Source organism: Micromonospora sp. NPDC005220 (assembly GCF_040607895.1).
Classification (GTDB): domain Bacteria; phylum Actinomycetota; class Actinomycetes; order Mycobacteriales; family Micromonosporaceae; genus Micromonospora.
Genome location: NZ_JBEXHP010000008.1, coordinates 15,903 through 33,862, shown reverse-complemented (window position 1 = coordinate 33,862; position 17,960 = coordinate 15,903). Strand labels below are relative to the sequence as shown.

12 protein-coding genes and 2 pseudogenes are annotated in these 17,960 nt (G+C 71.6%); 10 read left to right on the top strand and 4 right to left on the bottom strand.

What is annotated here, in order from left to right; all coding sequences use genetic code 11:
• The first annotated feature begins 263 nt into the window (after positions 1-263).
• Entirely contained in the window at positions 264-3,107 is a 2,844-nt protein-coding gene (topA, locus tag ABZU52_RS05675) for a type I DNA topoisomerase (RefSeq protein ID WP_354969904.1), read from the top strand.
• Between the two features lie 79 nt (positions 3,108-3,186).
• Positions 3,187-4,413, top strand: coding sequence for a CapA family protein (locus tag ABZU52_RS05670; RefSeq protein ID WP_354969903.1), 1,227 nt, complete (start codon positions 3,187-3,189; stop codon positions 4,411-4,413).
• An 8-nt stretch (positions 4,414-4,421) separates the two neighbouring features.
• On the opposite strand, the pseudogene ABZU52_RS05665 reads toward ABZU52_RS05670, so the two are convergent.
• A pseudogene (locus tag ABZU52_RS05665) lies at positions 4,422-5,732 on the bottom strand (D-arabinono-1,4-lactone oxidase); the annotation flags it as partial.
• 226 nt (positions 5,733-5,958) lie between these two features.
• On the opposite strand from ABZU52_RS05665, the gene ABZU52_RS05660 reads away from it, so the two are divergent.
• Positions 5,959-6,564: a TetR family transcriptional regulator gene (locus tag ABZU52_RS05660; RefSeq protein ID WP_354969902.1), complete on the top strand. Its 606-nt coding sequence runs from the start codon at positions 5,959-5,961 to the stop codon at positions 6,562-6,564.
• A gap of 50 nt (positions 6,565-6,614) precedes the next feature.
• Here ABZU52_RS05660 and ABZU52_RS05655 read toward each other — a convergent pair whose 3' ends face one another.
• Positions 6,615-7,820, bottom strand: coding sequence for an amino acid deaminase/aldolase (locus tag ABZU52_RS05655; RefSeq protein ID WP_354969901.1), 1,206 nt, complete (start codon positions 7,818-7,820; stop codon positions 6,615-6,617).
• 307 nt (positions 7,821-8,127) lie between these two features.
• On the opposite strand from ABZU52_RS05655, the gene tmk reads away from it, so the two are divergent.
• The 6 genes from tmk to ricT all read left to right on the top strand — a co-directional run bounded on the left by tmk (position 8,128) and on the right by ricT (position 14,171).
• Positions 8,128-10,227, top strand: coding sequence for a dTMP kinase (gene tmk / locus ABZU52_RS05650; protein ID WP_354969974.1), 2,100 nt, complete (start codon positions 8,128-8,130; stop codon positions 10,225-10,227).
• Positions 10,227-11,489 (top strand): DNA polymerase III subunit delta', encoded by a 1,263-nt coding sequence (locus ABZU52_RS05645; protein WP_354969900.1) that lies wholly within the window; start codon positions 10,227-10,229, stop codon positions 11,487-11,489. Before tmk ends, ABZU52_RS05645 begins: the two co-directional genes overlap by 1 nt.
• Before the next feature lie 122 nt (positions 11,490-11,611).
• Positions 11,612-11,941: a YbaB/EbfC family nucleoid-associated protein gene (locus tag ABZU52_RS05640; RefSeq protein ID WP_007454690.1), complete on the top strand. Its 330-nt coding sequence runs from the start codon at positions 11,612-11,614 to the stop codon at positions 11,939-11,941.
• A gap of 1 nt (position 11,942) precedes the next feature.
• On the top strand, positions 11,943-12,248 hold the full coding sequence (locus ABZU52_RS05635) for a hypothetical protein (protein WP_354969899.1): 306 nt from the start codon (positions 11,943-11,945) through the stop codon (positions 12,246-12,248).
• Positions 12,248-12,928, top strand: coding sequence for a hypothetical protein (locus ABZU52_RS05630; protein ID WP_354969898.1), 681 nt, complete (start codon positions 12,248-12,250; stop codon positions 12,926-12,928). The genes ABZU52_RS05635 and ABZU52_RS05630 overlap by 1 nt, the downstream gene beginning before the upstream one ends.
• 409 nt (positions 12,929-13,337) lie before the next feature.
• Positions 13,338-14,171: a regulatory iron-sulfur-containing complex subunit RicT gene (ricT, locus tag ABZU52_RS05625; RefSeq protein ID WP_354969897.1), complete on the top strand. Its 834-nt coding sequence runs from the start codon at positions 13,338-13,340 to the stop codon at positions 14,169-14,171.
• Positions 14,172-14,265: 94 nt separating this feature from the next.
• On the opposite strand, the gene ABZU52_RS05620 is transcribed toward ricT, so the two are convergent.
• Positions 14,266-15,807: a recombinase family protein gene (locus ABZU52_RS05620; RefSeq protein ID WP_354969896.1), complete on the bottom strand. Its 1,542-nt coding sequence runs from the start codon at positions 15,805-15,807 to the stop codon at positions 14,266-14,268.
• Between the two features lie 43 nt (positions 15,808-15,850).
• Here ABZU52_RS05620 and ABZU52_RS05615 point away from each other — a divergent pair.
• A pseudogene (locus ABZU52_RS05615) lies at positions 15,851-16,059 on the top strand (regulatory iron-sulfur-containing complex subunit RicT); the annotation flags it as partial.
• A gap of 109 nt (positions 16,060-16,168) precedes the next feature.
• Here the strand turns inward: ABZU52_RS05615 and ABZU52_RS05610 are convergent.
• Entirely contained in the window at positions 16,169-17,911 is a 1,743-nt protein-coding gene (locus tag ABZU52_RS05610) for a metallophosphoesterase (protein ID WP_354969895.1), read from the bottom strand.
• Positions 17,912-17,960: the final 49 nt, after the last annotated feature.

Genomic DNA, 17,960 nt, shown 5'->3' with positions numbered 1-17,960 from the left:
AGGGGGCGGGTTGATTCGGGGGAAAACGGGCGGGTCGGACCTCGGTCGTGGGTCCGCCATCGTCACAGTGACCCGCTTCGAGCCCTACCCACGGTGTACGGTGGCGCCGTCCGGCAGCGTCGAAGCGGTTTGCGGCCCGCGAACCCGAAACGCGGGCGGCGCGTTACGTTGGACATCCGGACCGCCGGTGCGACGGCGGGGTCGAAAACGGTCGCTGTCCGGGCGCCGGCAGGCCACGAGCAGGAGTGAGGTCGGGGAGAGACGTGCCGAGCAACGCTGGAACCACCCGTCTGGTCATCGTCGAGTCACCGGCGAAGGCCAAGACGATCTCGGGCTACCTTGGCCCGGGGTACGTCGTGGAGGCCAGCTTCGGTCACGTCCGCGACCTGCCGCGCAACGCCGCCGACGTGCCGGCCAAGTACAAGAAGGAGCCCTGGGCCCGGCTCGGGGTGGACGTCGACAACGGCTTCCACGCGCTCTACGTCGTCTCCGCCGACCGCAAGCAGCAGATCAGCAAGCTGATGAAGCTGGCCAAGGAGGTCGACGAGATCTTCCTGGCCACGGATGAGGACCGCGAGGGCGAGGCGATCGCCTGGCACCTGGTCGAGACCCTCAAGCCCAAGGTGCCGGTCAAGCGGATGGTCTTCCACGAGATCACCAAGCCGGCGATCCAGGCGGCGGTGGCCAACCCCCGGGAGATCGACCGCGACCTGGTCGACGCCCAGGAGGCGCGCCGGATCCTCGACCGGCTCTACGGCTACGAGGTCTCCCCGGTGCTGTGGAAGAAGGTCATGCCGCGGCTCTCGGCCGGCCGGGTGCAGTCCGTGGCGACCCGCATCGTGGTCGAGCGGGAGCGGCAGCGGATGGCGTTCCGCACCGCCGAGTACTGGGACATCCTGGCCACCCTCGCCGTGGCGAACGCCGGCGAGGGTCCGCGAAACTTCAACGCCACCCTGATCGCGTTGAACGGCGACCGGATCGCCACCGGTAAGGACTTCGAGCCCACCACGGGTCGGGTCCGGGCCGGCGCTGGCGTGGTCCACCTGGACGAGGGCGGTGCCCGAGGGCTCGCGGCCCGCCTCGAAGGGCGGCCGTTCACCGTCACCCGGGTCGAGGAGAAGCCCTACCGGCGCCGCCCGTACGCGCCGTTCATCACCTCGACCCTCCAGCAGGAGGCGGCCCGCAAGCTGCGGCTGTCCTCGCAGCAGACGATGCGCACCGCGCAGCGCCTGTACGAGAACGGTTACATCACCTATATGCGTACCGACTCGGTCAACCTGTCGGAGACCGCCATCTCGGCGGCCCGTCGGCAGATCGTCGAGCTGTACGGCGAGCGCAGTGTTCCGCCGGAGCCGCGTCGCTACACCGGCAAGGTCAAGAACGCGCAGGAGGCGCACGAGGCGATCCGCCCGGCGGGGGACAACTTCCGCACCCCGGGCGAGGTGGCCAAGGAGCTGTCCGCCGAGGAGTTCAAGCTCTACGAGCTGATCTGGCGGCGCACCATCGCCTCGCAGATGACCGACGCGGTCGGCTCCAGCGTCTCGGTGCGCATCCGCGCGGTCTCCACCTCGCAGGAGGAGGCCGACTTCGGCGCGACCGGCAAGACCATCACCGACCCGGGCTTCCTGCGCGCGTACGTCGAGTCCAGCGACGACGAGAACGCCGAGGCCGAGGACGCCGAGCGCCGGCTGCCCACCCTGGTCAAGGACCAGCCGCTGACCGCCGACGAGCTGGCCGCGCAGGGTCACCACACGCAGCCGCCGTCGCGCTACACCGAGGCGTCGCTGGTCAAGGCCCTGGAAGAGCTGGGCATCGGCCGCCCGTCCACCTACGCGTCGATCATGCAGACGATCCAGGACCGGGGGTACGTCACCAAGCGCGGCCAGGCGATGATCCCGACCTTCCTGGCCTTCGCGGTGATCGGGCTGATGGAGCGGCACTACCCCCGCCTGATCGACTACGACTTCACCGCCAGCATGGAGAACGAGCTGGACGAGATCGCCGGCGGTGACCACGCCGCTGTCGACTTCCTCACGGCGTTCTACTTCGGCAGCTCCAACGGTGCCGGTGACCAGGACATCGCCCGTTCCGGCGGGCTGAAGAAGCTGGTCACCGAGAACCTCAGCGAGATCGACGCCCGCAGCGTCAACTCCATCCCGCTGTTCACCGACGACGACGGCCGCGAGGTCGTCGTGCGGGTCGGCCGGTACGGGCCGTACCTGCAGCGGGAGCTGCCCGGCGGCGAGCAGCCGGCACCGGCCGCAGGCGAGGGCGAGGAGGGCGGCACCCAGGGTGACCGGGCGCCGATCCCCGAGGGCCTGGCCCCGGACGAGCTGACCCCGGAGAAGGTGCACGAGCTGTTCCTCGGCGGCAGCGGCGAGCGCAAGCTCGGCGACGACCCCGCCACCGGCGAGCCGATCGTGCTCAAGTCCGGCCGGTTCGGCCCGTACGTGTCCAGCGGCGAGCGGAAGTCGTCGCTGCTGCGTACGCAGACCCCGGAATCGCTGACCCTCCAGGAGGCGCTCAAGCTGCTCAGCCTTCCCCGGCTGATCGGTGTCGCGCCGGACGGTGTCGAGGTCTTCGCGAACAACGGTCGCTACGGCCCGTACGTCAAGCGGGGCGAGGAGTTCCGTTCGCTGGAGTCCGAGGAGCAGATGTTCACCGTCGGCCTGGAGGAGGCGCTGGCTCTGCTGGCCGCCCCGAAGGCCCGTGGACGGCGCGCTGCGGCACCGCCGTTGCGCGAGATGGGCGTGGATCCGGCGACCGAGAAGCCGTTGGTGATCAAGGACGGCCGGTTCGGGCCGTACGTGACCGACGGGGAGTTCAACGCGTCGCTGCGGCGCGGGCAGACGCCGGAGGCGTTGAGCCTCGAGGAAGCGTCCGAGATGCTGGCCGAGAAGCGGGCGAAGGGTCCGGCGCCGCGGAAGAAGGCGGCGGCGAAGAAGGCGCCCGCGAAGAAGGCCACGGCCACCAAGAAGACGGCGGCTGCCAGCAAGTCCACCGCCGCGAAGAAGACCACCACCGCCAAGGCGACGGCGGCCAGGAAGGCGGCCCCGGCGAAGAAGGCGGCCCCGAAGAAGGCCACCGCCAGTCCTGCCGAGGAGTGACAGCCAGCACGCCGCCCCTAATGGGTTAAATGTCCAATTCGGTGGCGGGGCTCTGGTGTGGACTGTCTAACGTGAGGGGATGGTCGCAGCCCCTGTTTCGCGCCGCCGTGCGCTCGTCGGCGCTGCGGCGGGCACGCTGCTGCTCGCCGTGGTCGCGGTCGGCATCCGGACGATGGACGGGGACAGCCCCTCGCCGGCCGGCGCCACCGCGTCGCACGCTCCCCCGCAGACCGTCGCCCCCGGGCCGTCCACCGGGCCGACCCGGGATCCGGCCAACCGGCGGACCGTGCGACTCGTCGCCGCGGGTGACGTTTTGATCCATCCAGCGGTGACCGACCAGGCGCGCCGGGACGCTGCCCGTGCCGGCGGCATGGACTTCGCCCCGATGTTCGCCGGGGTCGCCCCGGCGGTCCGCGGCGCCGACCTGGCGCTGTGCCACCTCGAGACGCCACTGGCCGATCCCGCCGGCCCGTTCGCCGGCTATCCGTCGTTCAACGCGCCCCCGCAGGTGCTCGACGGGCTGCGCGCCACCGGATTCGACGGCTGCTCGACCGCCTCCAACCACACCCTCGACCAGGGCGCCGACGGGGTGGCCCGGACCATCCGCGCCCTCGACGCCGCCGGGCTGGGGCACACCGGCAGTGCCCGCAGCGCCGCCGAAGCGGCCAGGCCCCGGATCTACCAGGTCGGCGACGTCCGCGTCGCCCACCTGGCGTACAGCCTGAACTTCAACGGGCTGAGCCGCCCCCCGGGCAAGCCGTGGCTGGCCAACCTGATCGATCCGCCCGAGATCCGCGCCGCCGCCCACAAGGCGCGCGTCGCCGGCGCCGACATCGTCGTGCTCAGCCTGCACTGGGGTACGGAGTATCAGCACCTGCCGGACGCCGACCAGCGGGCCTGGGCCCAGCAGCTGATCTCGTCGCCCGACGTGGACCTCATCCTGGGCCATCACGCCCACGCGGTGCAGCCGTTCCAGCGCTTCGGCGACAAGTGGGTGGTCTTCGGCATGGGCAACGAACTGGCCCGGCACGAGGAGCCGATCGACGACAACCGCGAGGGTGTGATGGCCCGGGCGACCTTCACCGAGACCGCCCCGGGGCGCTGGACGGTGACCCGGATGGAGGCACTGCCAACCTGGACCGACCTGGCGCCGGCCCTCCGACTGGTCGACCTGACCGCAGCGCTTGCCGACCCGGGCACCCCGCCAGGTCTGCGGGGCGACTACCGGGCGGCGTACCAGCGGGTGCTCGGCTACGTCCGGGCTCTCGGTGCCGGCGCGGACCAGGTGGAGGCGTCGGGCGGCTGAGCGCCGCCGCCGAGGACGCGGTCAAGGTGGGCGTTGGCGAACCGGTGGTCGGGGTCCAGGCGGTCGCGTACGGCCAGGAAGTCGGCGAACCTCGGGTAGGCGGGGGCCAGGCTGGCGGCGTCCCGGTAGTGCAGCTTGCCCCAGTGCGGGCGGCCACCCAGCCCGGCGGCCACCTCCTCGAAGGCTCGGAAGTACGGCTCGTACGGCATGCCGCCGTACTGGTGCACAGCGATGTACGCGGAGTCCCGACCGTAGCCGTGCGACAGCCAGATGTCGTCGGCGGCGGTGAACCGCACCTCCACCGGGAAGAGCACCTTGAACGGCAGCCCGTCGACGATCCGCTGGAGCGCGGCGAGCGCCTCGGGTAACGCCTCGCGGGGCAGGCCGTACTCCATCTCCACGAAGCGGACCCGGCGTGGGGTGCAGAACACCCGGTCGGAGCGCCCGGTGTACTGCCGTTCGGTGAGTGCGCGGGCGGAGACGGCGCTGATGCCGGGTGCCAGCGCCGGCACGGCCCGGCCGATCCGGCAGGCGCCGGCGAAGACCGTGTTGGACAGGAAGTCGTCGTCCAACCAGCCGCGCCAGCGGGACAGCGGCCGGTCGTTGGCGGGTACCCGGTCGTTGGTCTTGACCTGGACCCGGGACGTGTAGGGGAACCAGTAGAACTCGACGTGGCCGTGGCCGCCGATCAGAGTGGGCAGGTCGGCGAGCACATCGGCCAGCGCGGCGGGTCGTTCGTGGGCGTGCAGGACGAAGGCGTCGACGCAGCGCAGGGTCACCTCGACCAGCACCCCGAGCGCGCCGAGCGACACCCGGGCGGCGGCGAAGACGTCCGGGTGCTCGTCGGCGCAGCAGCGCAGCACCTCTCCGCTGCCGGTGACCAGAGTGATCGCCTCGACGAAGGTGGACAGGCAGCCGTAGCCGGCGCCGGTGCCGTGGGTGCCCGTGGAGATCGCGCCGGCGACGGTCTGCGCGTCGATGTCACCGAGGTTGGGCAGGGCGAGGCCGTGCCGGGCGAGCAGGCTGTTGAGCGTGTGCAGGGTCATTCCGGCCGGTACGGTGACGAGCCGGTTCGCGACGTCGACGCTGACGGTGGTGTCCAACTCGGACAGTTCCATCCGCCGGTCGTCGGCGAGCGCGATGGCGGTGAAGGAGTGGCCGCTGCCGGTCACCCGGATCCGGCGGCCCTCGGCGGCGGCGGCACGGACGGCCTCGGTGACGTCGGCCACCGAGCCGGGGCGGAGGATGGCGGTGGCGGAGCCGCGCTGGTTGCCGGCCCAGTTGGACCAGGGGGTGGTGAGCGATGCCGTGCCGACCATGCGCGCTCCTCATTGATGAATATGAACTGACTTCATATCAGGAACGTTCTAGCTGGTAAATACCGCAATTGCGATCCGCTCGTTGTACCGGTAGTCACGGACTCGTGACGTGGAGATATGTTCATCCGTCGAAGGGGGGTGGCGCAGAGTGTCCACACCAGCCGCCACGACCGGGCCGCTGCGCCGCGTACCGGTGCAAGGTCGAAGTGTCGCGCGGGTACAGCGCATGTTGGATGCCTGCGCAGAACTCGTCGACGAGGTGGGGTACGAGGGGCTGACGACCACCCTGCTCGCCGAGCGGGCCGAGGTGGCCATCGGGTCGGTCTACCAGTTCTTTCCGGACAAGCGGGCGATCGTGCAGGCGTTGACCCTGCGGACCATGGAGTCCTACCTCCAGCGCCTCGACGAGCGGTTCGCGTCCGACGAGATGACCCACTGGTGGGACGGCGTCGACGCGGGCATCGACGAGTACATCACGATGCACCGCACCGTCCCCGGCTTCCGTACCCTGCACTTCGGCGACGTGGTCGACCTGCACCTGCTCGACGAGCAACGGGACAACAACGGCGTGATCGCCGACCAGTTGGCCCGGGTGCTCACCGAGCGTTTCGGGCTCACCGACGTGCCCAAGCTGCGCTTCGTGCTGGAGATCGCGGTCGAGGCTGCGGACGCGCTGATCAAGCTCGCGTTCCGCCGGAAGTCCGACGGCGACGAGCGGGTGCTGCTGGAGGCGAAGGCGCTGATCCGGGAGTACCTGCACCGCCAGGTGGACGGCGCGGACAACGGCCAGTCCACAGTCGGGAATCAGGCCGAGGCGGCCCAGCCCGTCTGAAGCGGCGCGGGGCGCGGGCCTCGACCGGCGGTGCGGGTGGCTGCCCGCCCTCAGAGGAAGGCCCGCCCCTCACCCCGGTAGGTGGGGATGGTCGCCACGACCGCGTCCCCCTCGATCAGGTGCAGCTCGTTGACCCGTTCACACAGCTCACCTGCCTTGGCGTGGCGGAACCACACCCGGTCGCCGACGTGCAGATCGGCCGCCGCCGCTCCGGACAGCGGAGTCTGCACCTCGCCGGCGCCCTCGGTGCCGACCAGCTTCAGCCCGGCCGGTAGCCACGGCCGGGGCAGTCGGCTGTCGGCGGCCGGGCCGGAGGCGATCCAGCCGCCGCCGAGCACCGTCACCAGCTCCGGCGTCGGTCGGCGGACCACCGCGCAGGCGAAGAACGCCGCCGGGGTGGGCCGCCAGGCGCGGTACGCGTCGAAGAGAGTCGGCCCGTACAGGCCCGATCCCGCGGTGACCTCGGTGACCGCGGGATCGGCGCTGGTCGCGGCCACGCTGCCGGTGCCGCCGCCGTTGACGAACTCCAGGTCGGCGTGCTCGCGTACCGCGGCGACCGCCGCACCACGGCGGGCCAGCAACTCGCGGTACGACCCGCGCTGGGCCAGCCTGATCGCGCCGGCCAGCAGCGTCCTGCCCGGCGGCGCGTCGCCCAGGCCGGCGATCTGCGCCTCGTACGACATCAGCCCGACCAGCCGGAAGCCCGGCCGACCGGCGACGGCGGCGGCGAGCGCGCCGGCCGCCCGCGCGCTGTGCACGGGTGAGCGGCGGACGCCGACGTGCACCCCGCGCAGCGGTCGCCAGGAGGCGTCCAGGTCCAGGCAGAGCCGTAGCTCGGCGCGCTGCCCCGGGGCCCCGATGGTGTCGATGAGGTCGAGTTGGCCGGTGCCGTCGATCATCAGGGTGATCGCGGCGGCGAGCGTCGGGTCGGCACCCAGCTCGGCGAGGGCGGCCCGGTCCGCGCTCGGGTACGCGACCAGCACGTCGTCGCTGACGCCGGCGCGGACCAGCCAGATCGCCTCGGGCAGTGTGAACGCCATCACGCCCTGCCAGCCGGGCCGGGCGAGGGCTCGGCTGATCAACTCCCGGCTGCGCACCGACTTGCTGGCGAGGCGGACCGGCTTTCCGGCGGCGAGAGCTGCCAGGGCGGCCGCATTGGCGTCGAAGGCGGTGACGTCGACCACCGCGTACGGGGGGTCGAGGTGGGCAGTCGCCCGATCCAGGCGCTCGCGAAGTTTGTCGCTTTCGATGGCCACGTGTGCACGCTAACTGTCCGACGGAGAATGCGAAATACCCTCGCGTACGCCCGGGCTGCGGCTGGTGCCTTCGGCGGCCTAGGCTCAGCGAGCAGGAGAATGTCGCCGGGGGGTGGCGCCCCACCGGGTCTAGAGTGTTGCACCGGAGGTGCCCAGCGATGGGCCGGCACGTGGAGGTACGGCCATCGAAAGCCAGAACAGCGGCGAGTCGCCCGGCGTGTCGCGCTCAGGCGACCAGTCGGGCAACGCCGCCAAGCAGCCCAACGGCGGTCAGGTAGATCCGTCCGGTTATGCCGCGATCCGCTCCGTGCTGCGCATCAGGCCGTTCCGCCGGCTCTGGATCGTGCTCGGCGCGGCCTCCTTCGGCGACTGGTTCGGCCTGCTGGCCACCTCGGTCTTCGCCGCCTCCCAGGTGCAGGGCAACACCGCGAAGGGCGCGGCCTTCGGCACCGTCATCGCCATCCGGCTGCTCCCCGCCCTGGTGCTCGGCCCGGTCGCCGGTGTGCTCGCCGACCGGTTCGACCGGCGGTGGACCATGGTCATCAGCGACCTGCTCCGGTTCGTGCTCTTCGCCTCGATCCCGCTGGTGGCGCTCTCCGGCGTCAGTGGCGCGATGGTGGTTCTGTGGGCGACCATCGCCACCTTCCTGATCGAGTCGGTCACGCTGATCTGGATCCCGGCCAAGGAGGCCGCGGTCCCCAACCTGATCCCGCGCGCCCGGCTGGAGGCGGCCAACCAGCTCACGCTGATCACCACGTACGGCCTCACCCCGATCCTCGCGGCGCTGGTGGCCGCGGGGCTCGACCGCAGCGTCCGGGCCATCGTCGGCGGCGATGACCTCGGCTGGGCGGAGCCCGCCCAACTCGCGCTCTGGGTCAACGCCTTCTCCCGGCTCGCCACCGCCCTCGTGGTGGCATTCGGGATCAAGGAGATCAGCCGGGCGCAGACCGGCGACCGGCAGCGCACCGAGCAGAGCATGTTCCGGCAGTTCTCCGAGGGCTGGAAGTACATCGGCCAGACCCCGCTCGTCCGTGGCCTGGTGCTCGGCATCTTCGGCGCGTTCGCCGGCGGCGGCATCGTCATCGGCACGGCCAAGTTCTTCGCCGCCTCGCTCGGCGCCGGCGACGCCGCCTTCTTCCTGCTCTTCGGCGCGATCTTCGTCGGCCTGGCGCTCGGCATCGGGCTCGGCCCGATGGTCGTCAAGGAGATGTCCCGGCGCCGCTGGTTCGGCATGAGCATCGTGCTGGCCAGCGCCGCCGTGATGACCCTCGCCTTCGCCATCCACCTGTCCATGGCGATCGTCGGCGCGGTGCTGGTCGGCGCCGGCGCCGGGATGGCCTTCCTGGCCGGCACCACACTGCTCGGCGGGGAGGTGGCCGACGAGGTGCGCGGCCGGGTCTTCGCGGTGGTGCAGATCGGCACCCGACTGGTGCTGATCCTGGCCATCGGGCTGAGCAGCCTGCTGGTCGGTGTCGGCGGCTCCCGCAAACTGACCATCGCCGACCTCGGCATCTCCGTCTCCTCCACCCGACTGCTGCTACTCGCCGCCGGTGCTGCCGGCATCTTCGCCGGAATCAGCGCGTTCGGCCAGATGGACGACAAGAAGGGCGTACCGGTCCTCGCCGACCTGTGGGGCTCCATCCGGGGTCGTCCGCTGATGCCCTCCGAGCCGTTCGTCTCCGCCGGGCTCTTCGTGGTCTTCGAGGGCGGTGAGGGCGCGGGGAAGTCCACCCAGCTCACCGCGCTTGCCGAGCGGCTGCGTGGCCAGGGCCACGACGTCGTGGTCACCCGCGAGCCGGGAGCCACCGGCGTCGGCCGGCGGATCCGGTCGCTGGTGCTGGACACCTCCGGCGACGACGCGCCCTCCCCCCGGGCCGAGGCGCTGCTCTACGCAGCCGACCGGGCACACCACGTGGCCACCGTCGTCCGGCCCGCGCTGGTCCGGGGCAGCGTGGTGATCAGCGATCGGTACGTCGACTCGTCCCTGGCGTACCAGGGCGCCGGCCGGACACTGCCCGTCGACGAGGTCTCCTGGCTCTCGTCCTGGGCCACCGGTGGGCTCAAGCCCGACCTGGTGGTGCTGCTGGACGTCGAGCCGCGTACCGGCCTGTCCCGGGTGACCTCGCGCAACACCGGCACCGACCGGCTGGAGGCCGAGTCGATCGCCTTCCACGAGCGCGTCCGGTACGCGTTCCTCGACCTCGCCGCCGCCGATCCGAAGCGCTACCTGGTGCTCGACGCGTCCCGGCCGGCCGAGGAGATCACCGGGCTGGTGGTCCGCCGGGTCGAGGAGATGCTCGACAAGCCGGGCGGCATCGTGCACCCGCGGCCGGCGCAGGGCCCGGACACCTCGGTGCAGCCTGAGTTATCCGACGCGGAACTGGTGACGATGGAGCACAAGACCTGATGCCTGACGTCTTCGCCGACCTGGTCGGTCAGGACGAGGCGGTGGTCGAGCTGCGTCGCGCCGCCGCCGCGGCCGCCGCCGTACTGCGTGCTGGCGCATCCGCGTTGGTCGCCGCCGGCCCGGCCAGCGGTGACGCGCCCGCAGCCGACCACGCCGCGACCGGCGCGGCTGACCCGTCCGCCGGGATGACGCATGCGTGGATCTTCACCGGGCCGCCCGGCTCCGGCCGCTCGGTCGCCGCACGGGCGTTCGCCGCCGCACTTCAGTGCGTGCACGGCACCGGCTGCGGTGACTGCCCCGGCTGCCACACCACGATGGGCGGCACCCACGCCGACGTGCGGATGGTGGTGCCGGAGGGGCTCTCCATCGGCGTCGGCGAGATGCGCGCGCTGGTGCTCCGCGCCGCCAGCACCCCGTCCGGCGGGCGCTGGCAGGTGGTGGTCATCGAGGACGCCGACCGGCTCACCGAGGCCGCCGGCAACGCGCTGCTCAAGGCGATCGAGGAACCTCCACCGCGAACGGTCTTCCTGCTCTGCGCCCCGTCCACTCACCCGGACGACATCTCGGTGACCATCCGGTCGCGCTGTCGCGTCGTACCCCTGCGGCAGCCGCCGGCCGCCGCGGTGGCCGAGGTGCTGGTCCGTCGGGACGGCATCGCGCCCGACGTGGCGCAGTGGGCGGCGGCGGCCGCGCAGGGTCACGTGGGTCGGGCCCGCCGGCTGGCCCGCGACCCGGAGGCCCGCAAACGGCGCGAGGCGGTGCTCGCGGTGCCCCGCCGGTTGACCGGTGTCGGCGCGGCATTCGACGCGGCGTCCGCGCTGATCGAGGCGGCCGAGGCGGAGGCCGAGGCGTCGGTCACCGAGGCAGACACGACCGAGCGGGCGGCGCTGGAGACCGCGCTCGGCGCGGGCGGCACCGGCCGGGGGGCGGCCGGCGCCATGCGAGGTGCCGCCGGGCAGCTCAAGGAGCTGGAGAAGCGGCAGAAGTCCCGGGCCACCCGGGCCCAGCGGGACGCACTGGACCGGGCGCTGGTCGACCTGGCCGGCTTCTACCGGGACGCGCTCACCATGGCGCTGCGCGCACCCGTCGCCCCGGTGCACACCGACACCGCCGCGCTCGCCGGCGCCGGCGCGCAGAAGTGGGACGCCGAGGGGGCGCTGCGCCGCCTGGAGGCCGTGCTCGCCTGCCGCGCGGCGATCGAGGCGAACGTCAAGCCACGGATCGCGGTCGAGGCGATGATGCTCGCCCTCTGGAAGGGCTGACCCGCACTTCCCGGCGGTTGTCCACAGGCATCGACAGGCCCGATTGCGGTGCGGTACGGTCCGTGTGCCGTGGTGACGGTGGCAGCACACTGAGTGATGGATCACCCGGGAGGAGTCGGCCGATGCCGCGGGGGGAGATCGACGAAGCCTGGATCGAGGAGGCGGTGCGACGCTACCGCCGGATCGAGTCGCTCCAGGCCGAGTTCGACCAGGCGGTGTCGACCGTCGAGGTGACCGTCCGCTCGCCGGACGGCCTGGTCGAGGTGGTGGTCACCGCCGGTGGACGGATCACCGACGTCCGGTTCCTCGGGCCGTTGCACACCCGCAGCCCGCGCGACGTGGCCGGTTCCGTGCAGGCCGCGGTCACCGCGGCGGCCGACGCCGCCGAATGGGCCCGGGAAAAGCTGCACAACGAGACGTTCGCCGCCTACCGACCGCTCGCGGGGGCCTGAGATGGACACTCTGCGCGCGCTCGCCGCCCGGCTGGACGAGGCGAGCGCCACGCTCACCATGGTTTCGCACACCGTCACCGCCAGCGATCCGGCCCAGGCCGCGTTCGGCGCCGACGCGCCGGGCCGTCCGGGCGAGATCGGTCGGGCGCTGCACCGGCAGTGGACCACCGCCACCGACGACCGGGCCCGGGAGGCCCGCGCCGCCGCCGGTCGACTGGCTGCCGCCGCGGCGGCGGTGCGGGAGGCCACCGACCGCTACACCGAGGTCGACCGGGCGGCCCGCCGCCGGCTCGCCGGGGAACCGTGATGGACGCGCTGGACCGGCTCGCCGAGCCCGGCCTCGACCTGCTCCGCCGGGTGGACACACTGATCGCGGCCGGCGTCCCGGAGGGGCACCGGGTCTGGCCGCTGCTGCGCCGCATGCAGGTGCTGCCGGGCGACGCGGTGCGCAGCTTCCTCGACCTGCACCCGGTGCCGCTCGCCAGCGCCGGGCACGCGGTGCGCCGGCTCGTCCGGGGGTACGACGACGTCTCCGCCGCGCTCACCGACTCGGTGCTCTGGTCCGGCGCGGCCGCCACGGCGTACGGGCAACAGCGGGCGGCGCTGCTGCGCCATCTCGACGAGGGGCCGGACAGCCTGGTCGGCCGGCTCGAATCCACCGCCGGTTACGCCGACGCCCTCGCCGACTGGGTGGAGGGCAGCCGTCTCGCGCTGGCCCGCACGTTGGCCGACGTGCTCCGCTCGGCCGAGGCGGTCGCCGTGGTCGCCGCCACCGCCACCGGTGCGTCGACGCGCCCCGGGCCGGTCGGGCCCGGAGCGGCCGACGCGGCCGAGATCGCCGCACGGGTGCTGGCGGTGCTCTGCGTCGCGTACGACGGTGCGGAGACGCTGCTGCGACAGTGGGCGCCGAGCCTGGCCGAGACCGCGTGGCGTCCGTCAACCGACGGGCGGCCCCGCTACGACCAGCCCACCCGGGTCGGCTGGTAACTGGGCCTCTGTCCTCCGGCCGTGGTCCGCGTCGAACCTGACCGCCCAGGTCCGCAACATCGCGCAGGTCTCCACGGCGGTGGCGCGCGGCGACCTGTTGCCCCGGATTTCGGTGCTCCGGCCTTGGCCGCGTTGCCCCCGGCAGGCCACGGCGTCGCTCGCGGGCGCCTGGCCTGAGCCGTCGCCCACGGCGACGCCGTGGTCTTCCCCTGCACCCCCCGCAGGTCTGCCTCCACTCAACGCCGCCGAGGCACGTCTTGTCTCCTGCCCGCCGCCGGATTCAACCGTCCGGGCGAGGAGCAATGGCACGACGGGACGCCCGGCAATAGGTCAAGTCGACGGTCATGAATGGCAGCGGCGCGTAGCCGGCCGGTGCGCCTTGCGCCGTGACCCGTCGTAGGGTGGGGGGATGGGCATGCTCTGCGCGGTCAGCTTCAACCGGTACGGGCGGCTCTACTACCTCGATCCGGGTGAGTTGCGTCCGCAGGTGGGCGACCGGGTGCTGGTGCCCACCGATGACGGGCCCGAGGTGGCGGAGTGCGTGTGGGCCGCGCAGTGGGTGACCGAGGACACCGACGGCTTCCCCCGCCTGGTGGGGCTGGCCGGCGACGACGACCTACGCCGGGATGAGGCGTTGCGTCGGCGCAAGGCCGAGGCGAAGGTGGCCGCGAAACGGCTGATCCGCTCGCACGGCCTGCCGATGAAGGTGGTGGCTGTCGACCACGTGCTCGGTTCCGCCGAGAGCGGCGGTGAGCGCAGCACCGTCTACTTCACCGCCCCGCACCGGGTGGACTTCCGTTCCCTGGTCCGCGACCTGGGCGCGACCCTGCACTGTCGGGTGGAGCTACGCCAGCTCTCCGCCCGGGACTCCGCGCGGGTGCAGGGCGGCATCGGCTCCTGCGGTCGGGACCTGTGCTGCGCCACGTTCCTCACCGACTTCGAGCCGGTGACCATCCGGATGGCGAAGGACCAGGACCTGCCGCTCAACCCGCTGCGCATCTCCGGCGCGTGCGGCCGGTTGATGTGCTGCCTCAAGTACGAGCATCCCCTATACGCTGGCAGTAGCAATTATCCGTCTCCAGGTCAGCGAGTCGAGACTCCCGATGGCCTGGGGAAAGTTGTGTCCCGGCATCCGCCGAGCGAGACCGTCACCGTCCGGCAGATCTCCGGTGGGGAGACCAAGCGCTGTTCCCTGTCCGACGTCTGCGGTTCCCGCCGTGCCTACGACTCGGGGATCAGCTGAGCGACCGCCATCAGCCCTTGCCGCGGCTCGGCAGCCTGTTCGGTTCTGTGATCCTCCGACAGCTGTTCAAGCGCTCCACGAGCTTGCGCAAGGCCTACGACCACGCCTGTGAGAACGTGACCTCGATTAGATCGGCCTTCCAGGTCGGCTCGCCATTCTTCGGCCTTCCCTTGCCTCTCGGTCGCATCACGATCGCATCGAAGGCGTCCCGCAGTACCTCGCGCTGCTCACCGAGGTCCATCGCGTCGAACTCGTCGTAGGCAGCCTCGATGTCGATCACCTTGGCCGAACCATGCCCGCCAGCCTTCGCCAGCTCGGCCTGGATCTCCGCCAGTTCGGCCCGTAGATTTGCGGTGCCTGTGACCAGTGCGGCGCGATCGATCAGTCCGGCGGTGCGGTCCTCGACCAGCTCGGCCATCAACTGGCTGATCTCGGCTTCTCGCTGCATCAGGGGCGCGACGTCGATGACTGGCGGCTGCGGCTTGAACGCAGTACGGCCGGTGATCTCCAGCCGTTGCACCAGCCGGCGCACCACCGACCCATCGGCGAACTCGATGCCGATGGAGCAGTGCCCACGGCCCAGCTCGGGCCGGTCCATCCTGCCCTTGCAGACGTAGATGCACTCTCCCGCCGTCGGTCGCCGGGTCGCCCCCATCGGTCCCTCGCAGACGGAGCAACTCGCAATGCCGGACAGTAGGTTGGCCAGCTTCCCCCAGTTCGAGTCGGGCCGCTCTCGGTCGGCCAGACGACGATCTACGGCCCGCCAGGTCGGCTCATCCACGATCGGGGACCAGTTCCCCTCACCCATCACCTCCCCGTACAGGGTCGACTTGGCGATGTTGCGGGGGTTGCGCAACAGAAACCGAACAGCCACGTTGTTCCACCTCCCCGTGGGGCTATAGTTCCGCGTCCGCGGTGCCCGGGGACGGGCGGTCTCCGGGTTCGGGGCCGACGTGGTGAACCCTGCCTCGTTCCATTCTCGGGCGATGGCAGACAGCGGCTTTCCATCGAGCACGTCGTGGTACGCCTTCTTGACGGCCGCCGCCTCGTCCTCGCGCAGGGTGCCGTCGGGGTTGTACCCGAAGGGTCGCCTGATCCACTGCGGTCGACCCTCCTGCACCCGCTGGTCGTTGGTAAGGATTTGCCGCTCAGCCTTGCGTTCGGTCTCTGCCGAGGCGACGGCTGCCAGGATGCGGGCGACCATCCGACCCACGTCGGTCGTCAGGTCAATGTCCCCGGTCGCGGTGGCCAACCCGATGCCCTTGTCGATCGCTAGATCGATCAGGGACTCCAGATCCTTCATCGAACGGGTCACCCGGTCCAGGTGCCAGGCAACGATCAGGTCGGCCTCGCCAGCCTCGATCATCTGGACGACTCGCCGCCAACCCGGACGCGCGGCCAGGCGGGTGGTTGTGGCCGAGATGGTGTCATCGATGACCGCGACCACCTCCCACCCGCGAGCCAGGGCCAGCGCCCTGCATGCCTGCTCCTGACGGTCCAGTCCAGCACCCTCGCCGGTCAGGTCCATGCTCATCCTTAGGTAGAGCACGGCGTGCGGTGCGGTGGTGCCGGGGGAGGCTGCCTTCATTGCGCGGCGGCGGGCGGCGCTCTTGATGGTCCGGGTTGCCGGAGTCATGACGATGAATCTAAAATATGTGATGCTTTCGAGCAAATGACGGCACCCGCTGTACCAGCGCTTTCAGGAGACCGCCCCGGCTGTCGGTAGTCGGGTCTCCACCCCGGAGGGTGACGGCCGGGTCGTCGGCCACAGCGTCCCGAGAGACGCGGTGACCGTACGCTGGACGCCGACGGCTCCCGCTGCTCCTGCTCCCGGGCCTCCGTCTGCGCCCGCCCCCGCCAAGCCCACGACCAGCACTACACCCCCTAACAGCCCACCCACCCCACCGTTCCCGCGTTGATCATGAAGTTATTGCCATGCCACCGGCGTGTCGGCGCAATAACTTCATGATCAACGGAGTGTGCTGGGTGGGGTGGGTTCAGTGGAGGACTGTGGGGGGTTCGGTCAGGTGGGGGGTTAGGGGGGATTTGGGGACCAGCCAGCTTGCGGTGGGGGACTGGTCGGGGTTCACCTGCCAGTCGCGGGAGACCCGGTCCACCCCGATCGGGTAGATGGTCAACGTGCCGTCCGGGTCGATGCGCAGCCGCAGGAACGACTTGGAGTCCTCGATGCCCTGGCCGGCGAAGAGTTCGTTGACGTTCACCCCGAACGAGCCCGCCACCAGCAGGTACGCCGCTACCAGCTGGCTTGCCACCAGGCCGATCACCGGGCCGTAGAGCACCGCGGCGGCGGCTGCCGGCAGTGGCCACGGCCAGTCGTAGAACGGCAGCGCCAACCAGACCCAGGTGCCGGCCGCCGCCAACGCCACCTGCGCCACGCCGTGACCGACGCCGAGGATCCAGTGCCGCGCGTGGCGTTTTCCACTCGCGCTCGGCGGCTTGGCGAACAGGGCCGCCGCCACCACCGTCACCAGCACCATCACCACCAGCGGGACGCTGAACAGCCGCTGGTTGGTGCTGTTTCCCCAGTTCGCCGCCGCACCCGCCATGGCCAGCATCAGCAGGGTGTGCAGGGTGCCGAGCAACGTGGTGAAGCCGGGATTGCGGAACGGCAACCGGGGGAAGATGCCCCAGCCGTAGCGGCGGGACCGCGCGGCGTCCGGGTAGCGGGCCATCAGCTCGTACGGCTGGGCGGAGCTGGCCTTGCGGGCCAGCGTGTCCCGCGGTGGCACCTCGATGCGCTCCGGCAGCTTGTGCGTGGGGTAGAGGTACGCGCCGCCCCCGCCGCACGTGATCAGCTGCCGGTCCGGCCCGGAGTAGCGGGCGTAGTGGTGCAGGTCGCCGGAGAGCAGCAGCCGCACCCGCGCCCCGGTCGGGTCGATGATCGTACGAATGAAGTAGTCGATCGAGTCGTACGCCGTTGGATTGTCGGCGGCCTTGACCCAGGTCGGCGCCGGCGCCGCGATGATCACCTTTGACTCCGGGCCGAGCCGCCGGGCCACCTTGTCGAAGTAGGCCAGCTGCGGGTCGTCGAGGTACGAGCCGGACTGGTCGTCCACGCCGAGCAACCACCAACCGCCCGGCAACTCCACAGCGAAGTACGACCGGGACTGCCCGGTGCCCCAGCCCGCGAAGTTGCGGTCCCGGGAGCGGACGAACAACCGTAGGAACGCGGTGAGGCCGTCGTACCAGTCGTGGTTGCCCGGCACCGCGAAGAGCGTGGGCTTCTCGGCCGGCGCCACCGGCAGCGCGGCCTGGTACGGGCCCTTGCACCGGTCCTCGTACGCGGCGTAGGCCGCCGACGGGTACACCTGGTCGCCGCCCATCACCAGGGTCTGCGCCCGGGGCAGGCGGTGCCCGTCGACGGTCAGCTCGGGCTGCGCCAGCAGGTACGCCATCGAGTACGTGGCGTTGAAGCCGTCACCCAGGTCGGCCACGTAATCGAGCCACAGCCCGCCGTCCGGCCCGACCTGGCGGAAGATGTCGTCGCCGAACGCGTTCTGCAACTCGCGCTTGTCGAGGTACGCCCCGAAGAGCACCGCCAGCAGCGTCCGGATGCCGGTGCTGATCAGCAGGAACGGCGCCAGCCACGGCACCGGCTTGCGGGGTGTGAAGCCCAACTCCAGCGGGTCGGTGCTGCGCGGCCGGTGGGCGGCGCGTTCACCGGCCGGCGGGCGGTCAGGACGCTCCGGGTGGGGGGAATCCTCGCGTTCGTCGCTCACCCGCCGCAGCGTAGTCCCGGACCCGATCATCCGCTGTCTGGTAAACGTC

Excerpts from the sequence above, each read along its gene's own strand:
- ABZU52_RS05670 (WP_354969903.1), top strand. The coding sequence starts at position 3,187 with ATGGTCGCAGCCCCTGTTTCGCGCCGCCGTGCGCTCGTCGGCGCTGCG.
- ABZU52_RS05660 (WP_354969902.1), top strand. The coding sequence starts at position 5,959 with ATGTTGGATGCCTGCGCAGAACTCGTCGACGAGGTGGGGTACGAGGGG.
- ABZU52_RS05645 (WP_354969900.1), top strand. The coding sequence starts at position 10,227 with ATGCCTGACGTCTTCGCCGACCTGGTCGGTCAGGACGAGGCGGTGGTC.
- ABZU52_RS05640 (WP_007454690.1), top strand. The coding sequence starts at position 11,612 with ATGCCGCGGGGGGAGATCGACGAAGCCTGGATCGAGGAGGCGGTGCGA.
- ABZU52_RS05635 (WP_354969899.1), top strand. The coding sequence starts at position 11,943 with ATGGACACTCTGCGCGCGCTCGCCGCCCGGCTGGACGAGGCGAGCGCC.
- ABZU52_RS05630 (WP_354969898.1), top strand. The coding sequence starts at position 12,248 with ATGGACGCGCTGGACCGGCTCGCCGAGCCCGGCCTCGACCTGCTCCGC.
- ricT (WP_354969897.1), top strand. The coding sequence starts at position 13,338 with ATGGGCATGCTCTGCGCGGTCAGCTTCAACCGGTACGGGCGGCTCTAC.
- ABZU52_RS05620 (WP_354969896.1), bottom strand. The coding sequence starts at position 15,807 with ATGACTCCGGCAACCCGGACCATCAAGAGCGCCGCCCGCCGCCGCGCA.